This is a genomic window from Tepidimicrobium xylanilyticum (assembly GCF_900106765.1).
In the GTDB taxonomy this organism is placed as follows: domain Bacteria; phylum Bacillota; class Clostridia; order Tissierellales; family Tepidimicrobiaceae; genus Tepidimicrobium; species Tepidimicrobium xylanilyticum.
The window spans coordinates 49,075-65,759 of record NZ_FNNG01000007.1 but is presented as its reverse complement, the minus strand read 5'-3'; the positions used below and the strand labels follow the sequence as shown (position 1 = coordinate 65,759).

General features: G+C 32.8%; 19 protein-coding genes, 1 tRNA gene and 1 other annotated feature. Of the genes, 12 read left to right on the top strand and 8 right to left on the bottom strand.

Features of this window, described 5'->3' with window-relative positions:
* Positions 1-50 precede the first annotated feature (50 nt).
* The 4 genes from BLV68_RS08760 to msrA are packed head-to-tail and all read left to right on the top strand — an operon-like array spanning position 51 to position 2,177.
* Positions 51-419 (top strand): CidA/LrgA family protein, encoded by a 369-nt coding sequence (locus BLV68_RS08760; RefSeq protein ID WP_093752931.1) that lies wholly within the window; start codon positions 51-53, stop codon positions 417-419.
* 2 nt (positions 420-421) lie between these two features.
* On the top strand, positions 422-1,114 hold the full coding sequence (locus BLV68_RS08755; RefSeq protein WP_093752929.1) for an LrgB family protein: 693 nt from the start codon (positions 422-424) through the stop codon (positions 1,112-1,114).
* An 18-nt stretch (positions 1,115-1,132) separates the two neighbouring features.
* A complete protein-coding gene (gene lepB / locus BLV68_RS08750) occupies positions 1,133-1,687 on the top strand; it encodes a signal peptidase I (protein WP_159428656.1) in 555 nt (184 codons plus the stop codon).
* Between the two features lie 13 nt (positions 1,688-1,700).
* Positions 1,701-2,177, top strand: a complete 477-nt coding sequence (msrA, locus tag BLV68_RS08745) for a peptide-methionine (S)-S-oxide reductase MsrA (RefSeq protein WP_093752925.1) — start codon at positions 1,701-1,703, stop codon at positions 2,175-2,177.
* Between the two features lie 44 nt (positions 2,178-2,221).
* Here msrA and BLV68_RS08740 read toward each other — a convergent pair whose 3' ends face one another.
* The gene (locus BLV68_RS08740) at positions 2,222-2,869 is read right to left on the bottom strand and encodes an HAD family hydrolase (protein WP_093752923.1); all 648 of its coding nucleotides are present in this window, start codon (positions 2,867-2,869) and stop codon (positions 2,222-2,224) included.
* Positions 2,870-3,525: 656 nt separating this feature from the next.
* On the opposite strand from BLV68_RS08740, the gene BLV68_RS08730 reads away from it, so the two are divergent.
* Together BLV68_RS08730 and nrdG are read left to right on the top strand one after the other, a co-directional pair.
* The gene (locus BLV68_RS08730) at positions 3,526-5,853 is read left to right on the top strand and encodes an anaerobic ribonucleoside triphosphate reductase (protein WP_093752919.1); all 2,328 of its coding nucleotides are present in this window, start codon (positions 3,526-3,528) and stop codon (positions 5,851-5,853) included.
* A 10-nt stretch (positions 5,854-5,863) separates the two neighbouring features.
* Positions 5,864-6,373 carry an anaerobic ribonucleoside-triphosphate reductase activating protein gene (gene nrdG, locus BLV68_RS08725; protein WP_093752917.1) on the top strand — a complete coding sequence of 170 codons (510 nt, stop codon included), beginning with the start codon at positions 5,864-5,866 and terminating at the stop codon, positions 6,371-6,373.
* Between the two features lie 39 nt (positions 6,374-6,412).
* Here the strand turns inward: nrdG and BLV68_RS08720 are convergent, their stop codons facing one another.
* From BLV68_RS08720 to BLV68_RS08705, 4 genes are all read right to left on the bottom strand, one after another.
* Positions 6,413-6,745: a 4a-hydroxytetrahydrobiopterin dehydratase gene (locus BLV68_RS08720; RefSeq protein WP_093752915.1), complete on the bottom strand. Its 333-nt coding sequence runs from the start codon at positions 6,743-6,745 to the stop codon at positions 6,413-6,415.
* A 69-nt stretch (positions 6,746-6,814) separates the two neighbouring features.
* Positions 6,815-7,576: an ABC transporter ATP-binding protein gene (locus BLV68_RS08715; protein ID WP_093752913.1), complete on the bottom strand. Its 762-nt coding sequence runs from the start codon at positions 7,574-7,576 to the stop codon at positions 6,815-6,817.
* On the bottom strand, positions 7,542-8,441 hold the full coding sequence (locus tag BLV68_RS08710; protein WP_093752911.1) for an ABC transporter permease: 900 nt from the start codon (positions 8,439-8,441) through the stop codon (positions 7,542-7,544). The genes BLV68_RS08715 and BLV68_RS08710 overlap by 35 nt, the downstream gene beginning before the upstream one ends.
* 39 nt (positions 8,442-8,480) lie before the next feature.
* Entirely contained in the window at positions 8,481-9,470 is a 990-nt protein-coding gene (locus BLV68_RS08705; protein ID WP_200773711.1) for an ABC transporter substrate-binding protein, read from the bottom strand.
* Positions 9,471-9,568: 98 nt separating this feature from the next.
* Positions 9,569-9,806, bottom strand: a binding site (T-box leader).
* 168 nt (positions 9,807-9,974) lie between these two features.
* On the opposite strand from BLV68_RS08705, the gene BLV68_RS08700 reads away from it, so the two are divergent.
* Positions 9,975-10,499, top strand: coding sequence for a cysteine hydrolase family protein (locus BLV68_RS08700; protein WP_093752909.1), 525 nt, complete (start codon positions 9,975-9,977; stop codon positions 10,497-10,499).
* Between the two features lie 17 nt (positions 10,500-10,516).
* A complete protein-coding gene (locus BLV68_RS08695) occupies positions 10,517-11,233 on the top strand; it encodes an NAD-dependent deacylase (protein WP_093752907.1) in 717 nt (238 codons plus the stop codon).
* Between the two features lie 54 nt (positions 11,234-11,287).
* Here the strand turns inward: BLV68_RS08695 and BLV68_RS08690 are convergent, their stop codons facing one another.
* From BLV68_RS08690 to BLV68_RS08680, 3 genes are read right to left on the bottom strand one after another with little or no spacing between them, the layout of a single operon-like run.
* Positions 11,288-12,115, bottom strand: a complete 828-nt coding sequence (locus BLV68_RS08690) for an ABC transporter permease (RefSeq protein ID WP_093752905.1) — start codon at positions 12,113-12,115, stop codon at positions 11,288-11,290.
* Between the two features lie 22 nt (positions 12,116-12,137).
* Positions 12,138-12,962, bottom strand: coding sequence for an ABC transporter permease (locus BLV68_RS08685; RefSeq protein WP_093752903.1), 825 nt, complete (start codon positions 12,960-12,962; stop codon positions 12,138-12,140).
* A gap of 11 nt (positions 12,963-12,973) precedes the next feature.
* The gene (locus BLV68_RS08680) at positions 12,974-13,981 is read right to left on the bottom strand and encodes an ABC transporter ATP-binding protein (protein WP_093752901.1); all 1,008 of its coding nucleotides are present in this window, start codon (positions 13,979-13,981) and stop codon (positions 12,974-12,976) included.
* Positions 13,982-14,486: 505 nt separating this feature from the next.
* Here BLV68_RS08680 and BLV68_RS08675 point away from each other — a divergent pair.
* The 4 genes from BLV68_RS08675 (at position 14,487) to BLV68_RS08660 (ending at position 16,590) form a co-directional block, all read left to right on the top strand.
* Positions 14,487-14,663, top strand: a complete 177-nt coding sequence (locus tag BLV68_RS08675) for an aspartyl-phosphate phosphatase Spo0E family protein (protein ID WP_143035269.1) — start codon at positions 14,487-14,489, stop codon at positions 14,661-14,663.
* A gap of 289 nt (positions 14,664-14,952) precedes the next feature.
* The gene (locus tag BLV68_RS08670) at positions 14,953-15,825 is read left to right on the top strand and encodes a DegV family protein (protein ID WP_093752897.1); all 873 of its coding nucleotides are present in this window, start codon (positions 14,953-14,955) and stop codon (positions 15,823-15,825) included.
* Between the two features lie 95 nt (positions 15,826-15,920).
* Positions 15,921-16,484 (top strand): GNAT family N-acetyltransferase, encoded by a 564-nt coding sequence (locus BLV68_RS08665; protein WP_093752895.1) that lies wholly within the window; start codon positions 15,921-15,923, stop codon positions 16,482-16,484.
* 29 nt (positions 16,485-16,513) lie between these two features.
* Positions 16,514-16,590: transfer RNA gene (locus tag BLV68_RS08660), tRNA-Lys, on the top strand.
* Positions 16,591-16,685: the final 95 nt, after the last annotated feature.

Below are 16,685 nucleotides of genomic sequence, written 5' to 3'. Positions count from 1 at the left end.
ATAATTTAATGAATGTTAAAAACTATTAAGCCAAGTTTAGGAGTGATATATTGAAAACTTTAAAACAATTTTCTTTAATACTTATAATACTATTTATTGCCCAAATATTACAACAAAGATATAGCTTACCTATTCCAGGAACCATATTGGGAATGATGATATTATTACTATTATTAATAACTAGAATAATGAAGCTGGAAAGGGTGGAAAAGGTATCTAACGTATTATTAGAACATTTGACATTATTCTTTGTACCATCGGTTGTAGGCATAATGAATTTATTCGATAAAGTAAAGGACCTCTGGATTTATCTATTTATTACACTGCTTACTTCAACTATGGTAGTAATTGCGGTTACTGGGCTAACAGTCCAAATTTTAGATAAATACAGAGTCAATAAAGAGAAGAGGGGAGCATAAATATGGTAGAATATTTTAATACTCCATTGTTCGGAACTACTCTATCCATAACAGCCTTTGTAATAGGAATGTATATACATAGGAAGAGTAAAATAGCAATTTTTAATCCTTTACTAATATCTGCTATAATAATCATATGCTTTTTATCCTATTTTAACATAGATTACGAAACCTATAATAAAGGAGGAAGCATTATAAGCTTTTTCATTGCACCAGCTACAGTAACCTTGGCAGTGCCATTATATAAAAATATTAGGTTGTTGAAGGAAAGATGGAAAACCATAATAATTGGGATTACCGTTGGCAGTTTAGCGGGGCTATTTACCATATTTGCATTGAGCAAACTATTTAAAATAGACCATGTAATTATGATTTCTATGCTTCCTAAATCGACTACTACAGCTATTTCCATGGAAATAGCTGAACAAATAGGAGGTATACCTACTTTGGCTGTGGCTTTTACTGCTGTTGCTGGGATAAGCGGAAATCTTATAGGGGAATATGTTTTTAAAATATTTAAGATAGAGGATAAAGTATCTAAAGGGGTGGCTTTAGGGACAGCATCTCATGCAGTAGGAACTGCTAAAGCTATGGAATTGGGAGAAACTGAAGGTGCTTTATCGTCTTTATCCATAGGAGTTGCTGGTATCATTAGTGTATTTTTGATTCCTTGGTTTATAAGTTTATTGACATAAAGTGAAGGAGAATGTATGGTGAAAAAAGAGATAAAAAATTGGATATTTGATATAGGATTTGTATTATTATTGGCGATTGGAATTAATTATTTAATAACTGGTACAAAAGTTCAAGGCAACTCAATGGCTCCAACTTTAAATCATGGGGACCTACTGATTATGTTAAATAGCAAAAAAATCGATAGAGGAGATATAGTAATAATAGATACTGATATGGAGGTATCTGCCAAAGATTTGGAAGAGTTAAATATTTTAACTAGGTTGAAAATGGGAAAAACTAAGGAAATAGTTAAGCGGGTAATAGCCATAGAAGGAGATAGCCTAATAATCAAGGATGGAAAAGTTCTAGTGAATGGACAGGAATTGGAGGAAAACTATATTAATGGTAAAAATACTTGGGGCGATATAGATGTCGATAGAATTCCTGAGAACAAAATATTTGTTATGGGAGATAATAGAGATAGGAGCTTAGATAGTAGGGATAGTCAGATAGGTCTGGTAGACTTAGAAGATGTTAAAGGGAAAATAGTTTTACGTTTGTATCCGTTTAATAAGTTTGGAATAATCAAATAAAGGAGGGAAACTAATGAAAGAGATAGTATTGGCAGGTGGGTGCTTTTGGGGAGTAGAGGAGTATTTCTCAAGAATCGATGGTGTAATTGAGACTAAGGTAGGTTATGCAAATGGGAATACTGAAAATCCTACTTATGAAGAGGTATGTACCAATACTACTGGTCATGCAGAAGCTTGTCATGTAAAATACGATGAAACGGTATTACCCTTGGAGGAGCTACTCAATCGTTTTTGGAGAATAATCGACCCTACACTATTGAATCGCCAGGGACCAGATATAGGTAGTCAGTATAGGACGGGGATATATTACATGGAGGAAGAGGACCTACCTACCATAATGAAGACCTTTGAAGAACAGAAGAAAAAGTACGATAAGCCAATAGTGACGGAAGTAGAGCCTTTAAAGGTCTTTTATGAGGCTGAAGAATATCATCAAAAATACCTTAAGAAGAATCCTAACGGCTATTGCCATATAGATTTAAATGCTTAATAGCTAAACCAATTCCCTTTGGCAGGTTTGCCAAAGGGAATTTGTTATTTAAATAGCCCTTTTATAATATCCAAATTCAATTCATTGAAATTACCTATTACTAAATCGGCTTCCGATAGGTCTTGATTGCCAGAATTTAAATTTTTTAGGCCAATACACCTCATTCCTGCAGCCTTTGCAGCCTTTACTCCATTACGGGCATCTTCTATTACTAAACAGGAAGCTGGAGGGATGCCTAGTTTTTCAGCAGCAGTTAAAAATATTTCTGGATCTGGTTTCCCCCTTTTTACATCATCGGCACTTACAAAGACCTTGATATAATCCTTCAAATCAAATTTTTCTGCAATTGCTTCTATCGCTATTTTATTGTTCGAAGAAGCTAAAGCTACTGGATAACTCTGTTCATGTAATGTTAACAGGAATTCTTTGAAGTTTTCCACCATAGGGATTTCATCTAGATTCTCTAAGAAACGTTCCAATTTCATTTTTATCATTTCATCTACAGAAGGGGTTATGTTGTATTTTTCTTTGATTGTTTTCCACATCTGATATTCTGTAACACCAACAAAAGAATCTACTTCTTTTTTTGTAATATCCACCCCTAATTCCTTGAGCAATTCTTTTTCTACCCTAAAGTGTAAAGGTTGACTATCAACAATCACTCCATCCATATCAAAAATTACTGCTTTCAAAGTATCTCTCCTTTGTACTATTATTTCTCTAAATGAATATACACTATATAGAAGATTATGTCAAAGGTATTAATAGAAAGCTATTATTGTTTTAATATGTCACTATTTGATTTAGACAAGTTAACTTTAACTAGCCTTTGTAATCTTTAAATTTATTGGATATTATGAAGTCAAAGATTATCGTTAATAAAATCACAAAAAGAAGAGGAAATCCATTTTATTAGATAGGGGTAGTAAGGAAATATTAACTATGCTTGCAGAAAATAAAGAGCCATTAATCGCTATTTATATTGGAAGGGAATTCAATGTAAGTTTTCGGACTATTAAAACGTATATGGTGGAAACCGAAGATTATTTAAAAAACCATGGATTTAAATTAGTTCTAAATCTAAGGTACGTAATGAAGATAGAAGACAGTCCTATTAATTAAAATTAGATTGTTTGCTTGGAGGTATTTTTTATGTTTGATTTATACATCCCTTTTTAATATAATATCTTATGTTATTCAAATAGTAGATGTTCGAAAATTGTCAATTAATGTAGTCCGAAAGTATGAAATATTCTATAATCTTTCAAACTATTGACACTATATATTGAGGTTTGATAATATAAAAGATGCAATATATTGTGAGTTTTGCATGTGGGAGGTAGTGGACTTGATTACTAAGATTAAAAAAAGGGATGGCAGAGAAGTACCTTTTAATATGGAGAAAATCGCTAATGCAATTTTTAAAGCAGCCCAGGCAGTTGGGGGGCAGAATTATGAAACAGCTCTTAAGCTTGCAGAGGAAGTAACCTTACTACTGAATGAAAAATATAAGGATAGTATACCTGGAGTTGAGGATATACAGGATATAGTTGAAAAGGTCCTTATTGAGAAGGGGCATGCCAAAACAGCTAAGGAGTATATATTATATAGAGCGGAGAGAACCAGAATTAGGGAAATGAATACCAGACTTATGAAGGTTTATGAAGATCTAACCTTTAAGGATGCAAAGGATGTGGATTTAAAAAGAGAAAATGCAAATATAGATGGAAATACTGCTATGGGAACCATGCTTAAATATGGTTCAGAGGGGGCTAAACAGTTTTTTGATTTATTTGTATTAAATCCTGCCCATTCTAAGGCTCATAAGAATGGTGATATACATATCCATGATTTAGACTTTTTGACTTTGACAACTACCTGTTGCCAAATAGATATTATTAAGTTATTTGAAGGAGGTTTTTCTACTGGCCATGGTTTTTTAAGGGAACCACAGGATATTATGAGCTATTCTGCTCTTGCCTGTATAGCTATTCAGTCTAATCAAAATGACCAACACGGTGGGCAGAGTATTCCAAATTTTGATTATGGTATGGCCATAGGTGTTAGAAAAACTTATATTAAGCTTTATAGAAAAAATTTGTTGAAGAGTGTGGAATTGTTAATAGATAATTTGGATTTATGCGATAATATCAACAATATTTTTCATGTTTTAGAGAAGGAATATGGACTTTTGCCTACCTTAACTGATAACGATTTATATAGAAAAAAAGAAGCTGAATACCTTAATGAATTATTGAATGATGAAAGATTAGTTGAAAAAATTCAAAATTTTGCAGTGAGGAATGCATTCAAGGATACTAATGCAAGAACCTATCAAGCAATGGAAGCTTTAATTCATAATTTGAATACTATGCATTCTAGAGCAGGTGCGCAGATTCCCTTTAGCTCCATTAACTATGGCACAGATACTTCCGCAGAAGGAAGGATGGTAATAAAGAATTTACTTCTAGCAACTGAGGCAGGTTTGGGAAACGGTGAGACGCCGATATTTCCTATACAGATATTTAAAGTAAAGGATGGAATAAACTACAAAGAAGAGGATCCGAATTACGATTTGTTTAAATTAGCCTGTGGGGTAAGTGCAAAAAGGCTATTTCCCAATTTCTCCTTTATAGATGCTCCCTTTAACCTAAAATATTATAAAGAAGGGAAACCAGAAACGGAAATTGCTTATATGGGTTGTAGGACAAGGGTTATAGGAAATGTTTATGACCCTTCAAGGGAGATTGTAAACGGAAGAGGTAATTTAAGTTTTACTACAATAAATCTGCCAAGACTGGGATTAAGGAATAAGGGAAATTTAAAGGCTTTTTATAAAGAACTAGATCAGGTTATGAACCTAGTCATAGAACAGTTGATAGAAAGATTCGAAATACAGGCAAGTAAGAAGGTTCATAATTTTCCTTTTCTAATGGGACAGGGAATTTGGTTGGATTCAGATAAGCTTGGTAAAGATGATTATATAAGGGAAGTATTAAAACATGGCACTTTATCTATTGGATTTATAGGATTAGCAGAGTGTTTAAAAGCTTTAACGGGTTTTCATCATGGAGAAAGTGAAGAGGCCCAAAAAATTGGCCTTGAGATAATTGGGCATATGAGAAAAAGATTAGATGATGTCAGCAAACAATACAATATGAACTTTACTCTATTGGCCACTCCTGCAGAGGGAACAGCAGGAAGATTTGTAAAAATAGATAGGGAACTATTTGGAAAGATTGAAGGAATTACAGATAGAGAATATTATACTAATAGTTTCCATGTACCAGTTTATTATAAGATTACAGCTTATGAAAAAATTAGAATAGAGGCTCCATATCATGAGTTGACCAATGCAGGCCATATTACCTATATAGAATTAGATGGAGATCCAACTCAGAATTTGGGGGCCTTTGAAAAGATAGTTAAATTTATGAAGGAGTCTGGGATTGGATATGGTTCGATCAATCATCCGGTTGATAGAGATCCCGTTTGTGGCTATACTGGAATAATAAATGATACTTGCCCAAAATGTGGTAGAGAAGAGGGAGATATTAAATTTGAAAGAATTAGACGAATAACCGGTTATTTAGTTGGAACCTTAGATAGGTTTAACGATGCAAAAAGGGCAGAGGTAAGGGACAGGGTTAAACATTTATCTTGTTCTTATAAATAGAGGTGTTTTCATGGAAGAAAAGATAAAGGTGGCAGGAATTATCAGAGAATCTATAGTAGATGGTCCAGGAATAAGGTTGGTTGTATTTACCCAAGGCTGTGTTCATAACTGTTTTGGTTGTCATAACCCTGAAACTCACCCCTTTAGCAGTGGTTATTATATCCATATTGATGAAATAGTTGAAATGGTAAAAAAAGACCCTCTTTTAGATGGAATAACCTTGAGTGGAGGCGAACCCTTCCATCAAGGAAGAGCTTGTGCTAAATTAGCCCGTAAAATTAGAGAATTGAACTTAAATGTGGTAACTTATACTGGTTATACCTTTGAGGAATTGTTGAAAGAAATAGACATTAATAGGGGTTGGCATGAATTATTGCATGCAACAGATATACTAATAGATGGTAGATTCCAAATCGATAGGAAGAGTTTATTACTGAAGTTCAGAGGTTCAGAAAATCAAAGAATAATAGATGTGAAAAGCTCTTTAGAAAAGAATCGAGTGATTATTGCCGATATATGAAACTCGAGGCAGCCAGCTCAAGCTAGCTGCCTCGAGTCCTTATGACTCTATTTCATCTATTTTTGCTGCCAGTATAAAATCATTTTTGTGTAGTCCTCCTATTTTATGTGTCCAAACTTCTATTACTACTTTTCCCCATGAAAGATGAATATTAGGGTGATGCCCTTCTTTTTCAGCAAGTTTCCCTACCTTATTAGTAAAGTCTAAGGCTTCTTTGAAATCCTTGAATTTATAAGTTTTTTCTATTTTTTTATTATCTATCACTTTCCAACCCCCTTTTAGCGATTTAAAGTATTTTTTAATTTCTTCTGGTTCTAAGGTAGGAGCACCAATACTACAAGGTACACATTTTTTATTAGTTAGGCTTTCCATCTTTTCACCACCTTTTCTAAAGGCACTATATTTAAACTATACCCATTAAGATGGCAAAATATCAATTTGTTAAGCTGCACTTTCCAGTTTATGCCTATAAATTTCTATCAACTGGTTCTCTGTAATTTCTGAGCTTTTTACATCTAATATGACATTTCCTTTATCTAACATTATAATCCTATCCGAATACTCTATGGCATCTTTCATATTATGAGATATCATTATGGTGGTAATTGCATATTTTTCAATTAGTTCTTTAGTTTTCTTCATCACTACATTAGAAGTTTTTGGGTCTAGAGCTGCAGTGTGTTCATCTAGGAGCAATAAATTTGGAATTTTCATTGCAGCCATTATTAAGGATAGGGATTGTCGTTGTCCACCTGATAAGTATTTTACTTTAGTATAGAGTTTGTTTTCTAAGTCTAAATTTAATTCCTTTAACAATTCCCTATATCGATCTATGTTGTTCTTTTTAATCAATCTCTTTAAAATGAATTTTTCTCCTTTCTTATCTGCTAATGCCATATTCTCCAATATAGTTAGGGAAGGGGATACTCCCATAGATGGATTTTGATATACTCGTCCTATATATTTAGCTCTTTCTTCCTCTTTGTAATTGGTAATATCCTTTCCATCTAATATTATCTGTCCTTTATCTACTCTAATGCTACCACCTATTAAATTTAGAAGGGTACTTTTTCCACAGCCATTAGGCCCAATGATAGCAGTACATTTATTTTTCTCTATTTTTATATTGAAGCCATTAAACAGGTTTAGTTCATATTCTGTATCCTTATTAAAGCTCTTTGATAGGTCTTTTATTATCAGCATAATTCTTCCCTCCCTTTATTTTTTTATAATTTAATAAATGAGCAAAAAAGTTATTATAAGATAAAAAGGCGATTACTATTATGGCAGATACTGCTTTCAGGTCAGAAGGCTCTAACCCCAAATCGATAGCTATACCGCCTATTACTTTATAAATTAGGGCACCCAAAATAGCCCTAGTAGTATTATTTATCTTATTTATCCTCTTTCCTAAAGCATCTCCAATTATGATGGATGCAAGAGCTACCACTATTATAGAACTACCCATGGTTATATCTACAAAACCTTGCATTTGAGCCATTAAAGCTCCACTTAAAGCCACCAGACCATTGGCTAACATCAGTCCAAGGATTTTGTAAGAATTGCTATTTTTCCCTAAGGATTTTACTAAAGCTTCATTATCTCCTGTAGCAATTAATAAATAACCCATTTCAGTTTTGAAAAATTCATCAAGGATTATTTTGATTATTATAGTTATAATTATCAGTACGGATAGGGTTGAACCTATATCATAAATTGAACTATAGCTAAATAATGGGATATTAGCTTTTCCGTTTATTTTAAGATTTACTGAATACAATAAAGTCATAGTCAATATTCCCGACAATAATGGTTTGATTTTTAATTTTGTAAAGAGGATTGCAGTTAGCAATCCAGCTAAAGTGCCGAAGAAGAAAGCTAGTAGAGTACTAATGATTGGGTCTATGCCCATAGAGATAAATTTAGCGAATATGAAGGCGCCAAAGGGGAAGGTGCCTTCCACCGACAGATCGGCAATATTCAATATTTTATAAGTTATTAGTACTCCCATAGCTAGAATACTAAATATGAGCCCTTGTTCCAGAGAAGTTTTTATCAATGCATTCATTGTCACATCCTCCATTCTTTAAATGTTTAAGATTTCAAATCAATTGCCCACTTTTATACTGTCTTTAAACAAAGGCATGTTTTCATCTAAGCCTAATGCTTTTAATGTTTCTATATTAACGGTTACTACGGTTTTTTCAGCAATTCCAACGGGCATAGAAGATATATCCTTTTTATCAACTAATACTTCCTTTGCCATTTGGGCTGTTTGTTTCCCAAGTTCATAATAGCTGAGGCCGTTTGTAATCAATAGACCACCTCTTACTTGAGTTTCTTCAGCAGATACTGTTATGATTTTGTTTTCTATGGTTTTTTCTCTAACCAATTCTACTGAAGCAGCAACTAAATTATCTGTAATCATATATAGAGCGTCAACTTTTTTAATTATGGAATCCAATCCTTGAGCCAGCTCATTTATATTGCTAATTCCAACTGTAATCACTTCTATACCTAGCTTAGGTGCTATTTTTTTTACCTCTTCGACTTGTATTTCTGAATTGGATTCACTAGTGTTGTATATTATGCCTATGGTATTTATATTTGGGTCAATTTCTTTGAATATTCTTAATTGAGATTCGGTAGGTGCTTTGTCAGAAGTTCCAGTTACATTACCTCCAACTTTTTCCCAGCTTTCTACTATTTCGGCTTTTACAGGATCTGTTACTGCGCTAAAAAGTATTGGTATATCGGAAGTAGTTTGTTTAGCAGCTTGGGCAGCTGGTGTTGCAATAGCATATATTAAATCCACTTTGTCTTTAACAAATTTCTGGGCAATGCTAGTCGTAGTAGGGATATCCCCTTGAGCATTTTGATAGTGAATTTTAGCTTCTATTCCTAATTCTTTCAAACCATCCTCGAAGCCCTTTCTAGCATCATCTAGAGCAGGATGTTCTGCAAATTGGATAATCCCAATTTGGAAGACTTCCTCCTGTGAACTATTGATGGGTTTTTCTTTTGCAAAATTGCAACCAGATAGGATGATTATACATGTAAGTATTAATGCTAATAAACTCATTTTTCTTTTCATCATTTGAAGCTCCTCCCTAAATTTTATTTTTAACTGGCTAGGTTCAAATTTTGGATAAAAAAAATCTTTCGTTCCTATAAATACAGCTTTCTAGCTATATTTATAGGGACGAAAGATTATTCCGCGGTACCACCCTAATTATGACAACAAGTCATCACCTCATTCAGACCTAACAGTCCTATCCCTTGTAACGATGGGCTTTCGGATTCGTCTACTCGATTGAACTTTCAACGAAACAGCTCAGGAGTGAATATTACATATCCCCTTAATGTTGGCTTTCACCAAACCCAACTCTCTGTAATTAAGGTAGGATATCTTTTTCTCCCTCAATGCTTTTTTATATTAGATATTATGATAATATCTTAAAGGGCTAAAGTCAATACTTTTTTAAAATAATTTTTTGATTTTTTATGAAATATTAATTGAAAAGGTTTATATGAATTAAAATAATTAATATGATATACTGTATTTAAGAAAATTAAAGGGATAAATTGGGAGGTGTAATAGGTGAAAGCACTGATAATAATTGATATGTTAAAAGATTTTATAGAAGAAGATGGAATTTTGACTACAGGACCTGCAGGGAAGGAGATAATACCTTTTATTAAAGAAAAGGTTATTGAATTTAGACAAAATGATTCTCCGGTTATCTATATTTGTGATAGCCATGAAAAAGATGACAAGGAATTTGATATGTTTCCACCACATTGCATAACCAATACTGATGGCAGCCAAATAATTGAAGATTTAGAAGTAGAAGATGGGGACAAGGTTATAAGGAAAAGGCGTTATAGTGCTTTTTTCGGGACGGATTTAGACCTTTACTTAAGGGAAAAAGGGGTAGATGAAATCTGTCTAGTGGGAGTATGCACCAATATATGTGTTCTATATACTGCTGCAGATGCTAGGAATCTAGGCTATAAAGTGAATATCTACGAAAAAGGGGTAGCTTCTTTTGACCAGGAAGCTCATGGCTTTGCATTAAAGGAAATGGAAAGGACCTTGGGCTGTAAAATAATAAGGGATGAATGATAACTGGAGTTGATAGCATGAGAAATGAAATAGAGAAGCTTGCTAATATTATTAAAGATTCCAAATGCTTGGTAGTTATGACTGGAGCAGGTATGGATACTGAAAGCAATATCCCGGACTTTAGGTCCCAAAATGGACTTTGGTATAAAGTAGATCCAGCTAAAGTGGCTACAGTAGAAGCCATGTATCAAAATTATCCTCTATTTCATGAATTCTATTCAGCTAGAATTAAAAATATGGAGAACGTGGTGCCTCATAAAGGCCATTATGTATTGGCTGAACTTGAAAAAAAAGGCTATTTGAAAAGCATTGCTACACAAAATATTTCAGGTCTACATACTAGGGCAGGTAGTAAAAATGTATATGAACTTCATGGCAATTTAAGAAGAATAAAATGCAATGAATGTGGTACAAGACATACTATTGAAGATTTTTTGGATAAGAAAAATTGTAATAAATGTGGTAAAAATTTTTTAAGGCCAGAAATAGTTCTATTTGGGGAAATGTTACCTACTAATATCTGGGATAGAGCTATAAGAGATGTAAAAAATTCAGATGTTTTCATAATAATTGGAACCAGTTTACAGGTATCTCCCGTAAACCAAATGCCCTATATTGCTAAAGGTAAGACCATATATATTAATATGGAAAAGGCAAGGGGATATAATTTTGATCTAGAGATAATAGGAAAGGCTGGAGAAATATTGGGGGAACTTGGAGAAATATTGTTATAATATAAAAAGGTGGTAGTCAGTAAAATACTACCGCCTTTTTATATGGGGGAGTATTTAATGAAAACCGATATTTCCTACAGTTTTACAATATTTTTCTACTTTTTTTAATATCCTATATCCTGTAAGGGTTCCAATTATCATAAATAGAACTAAAATCAATTGTTCTATTTGGAGGGGTAAGAGTGTATTGGTGTCCAATAGTATCCCTCTTATGGCATCATAGCCATAGGTTATTGGTAAGGCTAAGGAAATAGGGATTAAAAACCTTGGTAATACTGTAATAGGAAAGGATTGTCCCGATAACATGCTTAAAGAAAAATCACTTATATCTATAATATTGTTGGCATTATTGGTTATTAGTACTAAAGAGGCAATTCCAAAACCTAAACCGTATAGGGCTATTAGCATAGGCAAAAGAGTAACTATTGATGCAAGTATTCCACTGCCTATACTAAATCCAAACATTATCCAGACTAAAAAGGCGACAGTTAAGGCATTTATGGTAGTAATGAACAATGAAAAAATGGACCTTCCAACAAGTTGGACCCAAAGAGGAATGGGAGTTAGCCAATTGGATTCAATTACTCCTGCATCCATTTCGTTTTTCAATGAAAAACCCATACCCCATAATACGGAGCTTATAAAGCTGCTAACAATACTTCCAATGACAAGGAAAGCCATATAATCGGTGGTGCCTGAATATTGGCTAAAACCAATATTCTCACCATTAACTTGAAAGGCTTTAGAAAGGAAGTATACAGGGGTAATCCATATCATGGGTTCGACTATTCTAAATACTGCATTGGCTGGATATCTAAAAAATATCTTTGCATCCTTTTTAATTATGGCCTTTGCTGCTATAAAATATTTTTTTAATTCCATTTCATTCCCTCCTGTCACTAGACTAATAATGGCCTAAAGAGCCTATGTTTTTTGCCTTTCTTTGGGTATAGAAAAAAGCCATTATCCCTAAAAACATCAGTATAATGCCGGATATTATTAGGAAATTTAATTCTTTACTAATATCATCTATGGTTGCACCAGAGGAAATAACTGCCCTTAGGGCATTAACGCTGTGAGTCATTGGTATGAATTTAGAAATATTTTTCATCCAATTAGGAAGCACTGCCAGTGGATAGGTTATCCCGCAAAATATGGATATTATTCCCCTTACTAGAAATACCATTGAATTGGCTTCTTTAACCCATAATACTAAGGAAGCAAATATAAATCCCAGTCCATAAACGGAAGGCACAGATACTAACATGATTAGCAATGCCAATAGAGGGCTTCCAACAAATTTGAAATTGTAAAATATTTTAAATTCTAATACTGACACCGATACATAGACTATACTCATCAGAAATTGGGTGATAGAATACCCAAATAATATGCTAATTTTAGGGACCGGGCATAGCCAGTTGGATTCTAGGGTTCCCCTCATCTGTTCCATCCTTAAGCTGGAGCCAAAGACCCAAAGCATCATGTTATTCCACATCCATATGGTAGCTCCTATTAACATATAGGTTACATAGTCGGTGGTGCCAGCAATAGATTGAAATTGGACTAATGAGCTAGCTTCAGTTCCAGATAATGCCTTGGCGGTAAATATATATCCAAAAGGGAATATAATCGGCCATACTATAAGGGAAATAAACCAAGAAGGATACCTTAACATTATTTTCAATTCCTTTTTTACCACTGAAAATATAGGGGTTAAAATATTCATAGTATTACCTCCTATTCCCTTAGTGATTTTCCAGTTAAATTGATGAATACATCTTCTAATGTGGGTTCTTCTACTCTAAAATTGATAATCTTATTGTCGGATGAAATTATATTGGTTATTAAATCGTTTATGGAATTAGTACCATTGGCTATATGGATTTTAACTTCCCATCTTTGGGTTATATCGTCAAATCTAGATGTAATATTTTCAACAGTTGGAATCCCTTTAATTCTTTCTTCAGTATTTGAATTCCAATCTTTCAGCTCTAACACTATTACGTTGGTTTTATTTAAAGCATTCTTTAAATTATATGGTGTATCCATAGCAATAATTTGCCCATGGTCTATTATGGCTATTCTGTCGCTAAGCTGGTCTGCTTCCTCCATGTAATGGGTGGTTAATAATATGGTTCTACCTTCTTCCTTTATTTCTAGGATTAATTCCCTTAAATTTCGAGCAGATTGGGGGTCCAGACCAGAAGTGGGTTCGTCCAAAATCAATATTTCTGGGTCTGCAATCAAAGCCTTTGCTAAAGCTACCCTTTGTTTCATTCCTGTAGAATATTTTTCCACCGTTTCGTCTGCTCGTTTATCGAGATTAAATCGCTTTAACAAATAATCTATTTTTTTTTGGGCATTTTTGCCTGTTATACCATTCATGGCAGCAAAGTATTCTAGGTTTTCTCTACCTGTCAATTTCCAGTATATGCTTCTTTCACCAGTCAATACGGTTCCTAAATTTTTTAATACTTCCATGGGCTTCTCTACACAGTCAATTCCATTAATAATTGCAGTACCAGAAGTAGGCCTAAGTAGAGTAGATATCATTTTAATAGTGGTAGTTTTTCCTGCTCCATTAGGACCTAGAAAACCAAATATCTCTCCTTTTCTAACTTGAAAACTTATATTATCAACAGCAACGAAAATCTCCTTTTTACTATTACGCTTTAAAAAGCTATTCTTTTTCTTTACTACAAATTCTTTTTTAAGATTATTGACTTCAATTGCATAACTGATCACAGAAATTACCTCCTTTAGTGTTAATATTTTCTAGTTGATGGATTTAATCTAATGATAAGTCAAAAAATTAAAAAAGTCAATATAAATATTAAAAATATTAAAATTATAATTAAATATATTAAGATGTGTTTTAAAAAAATAAAATATCCTACTATGATTTTAGTGGAATTATGGTTAACTAGGATTTTTAAAGACTCAAGAAATTAAAGCAGTTTCTTCATACTTTAATCTACATTTTGAGAGAAATATTATATACAAATTGTTATTATATGTCATTAAAGTGGATAAAATTACAGAATAAGTGGTATAAAATATACAAAAGTAAAAGTAACAGGTAATAACAATGAAATTTTAAGTATAGAAAATATGAATAGCGATAATAAGAAATAGTGATTTGAAAAAAATAAATCTGATGATAGAATTATTGATAGTGCGTGTTAATTTTTGATCAACACTTTAGCAAATGAATATAAAAATATTAATTTTATTGAAGGGAATGGGGAAGATGTGTCATGAATATTTATTAGAAGAATTAAAATCTGAAATTGAGGTAAAAAGAGAAAAGTTAAATAATTTAATTTTAAGGGAAGTGAGCAAAGAGGAAGTTTTAAAGTTTAGTGTTGAATTGGATAAATTAATTCATAAATATTATAAATATAGCAATAAAAAAAATGAGCAGTAGTTTATTGTTAATCTGCTCATTTTTAATAAATTAGGATTGTTCATAGATGTAATGCTATAATATTGAAAATATAATGAATAATGCTATTAAAGCGATTATGATACCTATTAACCAATATAGGTTTTTTTTTCGTATAAAGAAAAATTTCAAAAAAACCACCTCTCATTATTTTTGGTATTATAATCTATTTTATATTTTTATAATATATGCAGAGTTTTACAATTTTCAGTTTTAATTGCTGGGACTTAATGGTATATTATAGTTACAGGATAACTAAGGAGGGGATTTAATGTTAGTGAAAATACTAACCGATAGTGGTTGTGATTTACCTAAAGAAATAATTGAAGAATATGATATAGATGTGCTTCCAATTGTAGTAATTAAAGATGATAAAGAATATTTAGATGGCGTTACTATGGAGCCTAAAACTTTATATGACAATATGAGAATGGGTCAGGTTTATAAAACTGCTCAAATACCCCCAAAAATGTTTGAAGAAAAGTTTGAAGAATGTGCACAGAAAGGAAAAAATGTAATCTACATAGCTTTTTCATCTGGACTTTCTAGTACCTACCAGACTTCAGTTTTGGTTAGGGATTCATTAAAGGAAAGGTATCCTAGTATGAATATTGATATAGTGGATTCAAAATCTGCTTCCATAGGTTTTGGATTATTAGTTCACAAAGCTGCTCAAATGGCAAAAGAAGGAAAAACCAAAGAAGAAATATTGAATATGTTGGATTTCTACGTTGAACATATAGAGCATATATTTACAGTAGACGATATTGAATACTTGTATAGAGGCGGAAGGGTTACGCGAACCCAGGCTTTTATGGGGGGATTATTAAATATAAAGCCTATTTTAGACATACCTAGAAATGGCACTTTACGACCAATAGAAAAGGTAAGAGGGAGAAAAAAGGTATTAGCTAGGATGATCGAGCTAATGGAAGAGAGGGCAGGCCATGCAGATTTAAAAAGTCAGGTCATTGGAATTAACCATGGGGATGACTTAGATGGGGCTATGAAATTAAAAAGGATGATCGAAGAAAAATTTGGCTGTACTCAATTTATAATTAATATGGTTGGATGTGCCATAGGAGCTCATTCTGGCCCAGGAACCTTATCAGTGTTTTTCTTAAATAAAAAATATGAAGAGTAAAGTATAAATCCAGACTATTTGGTCTGGATTTCTTGTTGACATTTTAATAAAAAAATGTATAATAGTAAAAACATCTAGTCATGAGGGGGATAAAAATGTTAAAAGGAGAATTGGTTAGATTAAGGGAATATAAGCAGTCTGATGTAGAGTTGGCTTATAGGTATTTGAATGATCCAGAGGTTATGTTGAATTTAAGCAATGGAATTCCTTATCCGATGACTTTAGAAAAGGAGCAGGAATGGTTTAATAGTCAAAATAAGAACCAAGATAAATATAGTTTTGCCATAGAAACATTAAATGATAAAGTATATATTGGAGGTTGTGGAATCAATTGGTATGATTGGAAGAATGGAACTGCAGAGGTGGGGATTTTTATAGGAGATAAACGATATAGGGGCAAAGGATATGGTACTGATGCCATGAAAGTGCTTATTAATTTTTTATTCCAACATACTAATATAAATAGGATTCAGCTTGCTACTTATAGTTTTAATGAACGAGCTATTAAATCATATTTAAAATGTGGCTTTAAAGAAGAAGGGAGGTTAAGGCAAAGGGTTTTTAGGCATGGCAAATACCATGATGAAATATTAATGGGATTATTAAGAGAAGATTATAATAAAATATTAAAAAAAAGTATGGACAAATCCGATCAATAGTAGTATAATGTATAATGTCAAATGGATAGGCTCCTTTAGCTCAGCTGGCTAGAGCACCTGACTCTTAATCAGGGTGTCCGGGGTTCGAGTCCCTGAAGGAGCACCATAGAAATACCTACAGAGTTTCTCTGTGGGTATTTTTTGTTTCCTTTTTATAAAAAGATACTACTATGCTTACTTGGGTATATACTATATAGTAAG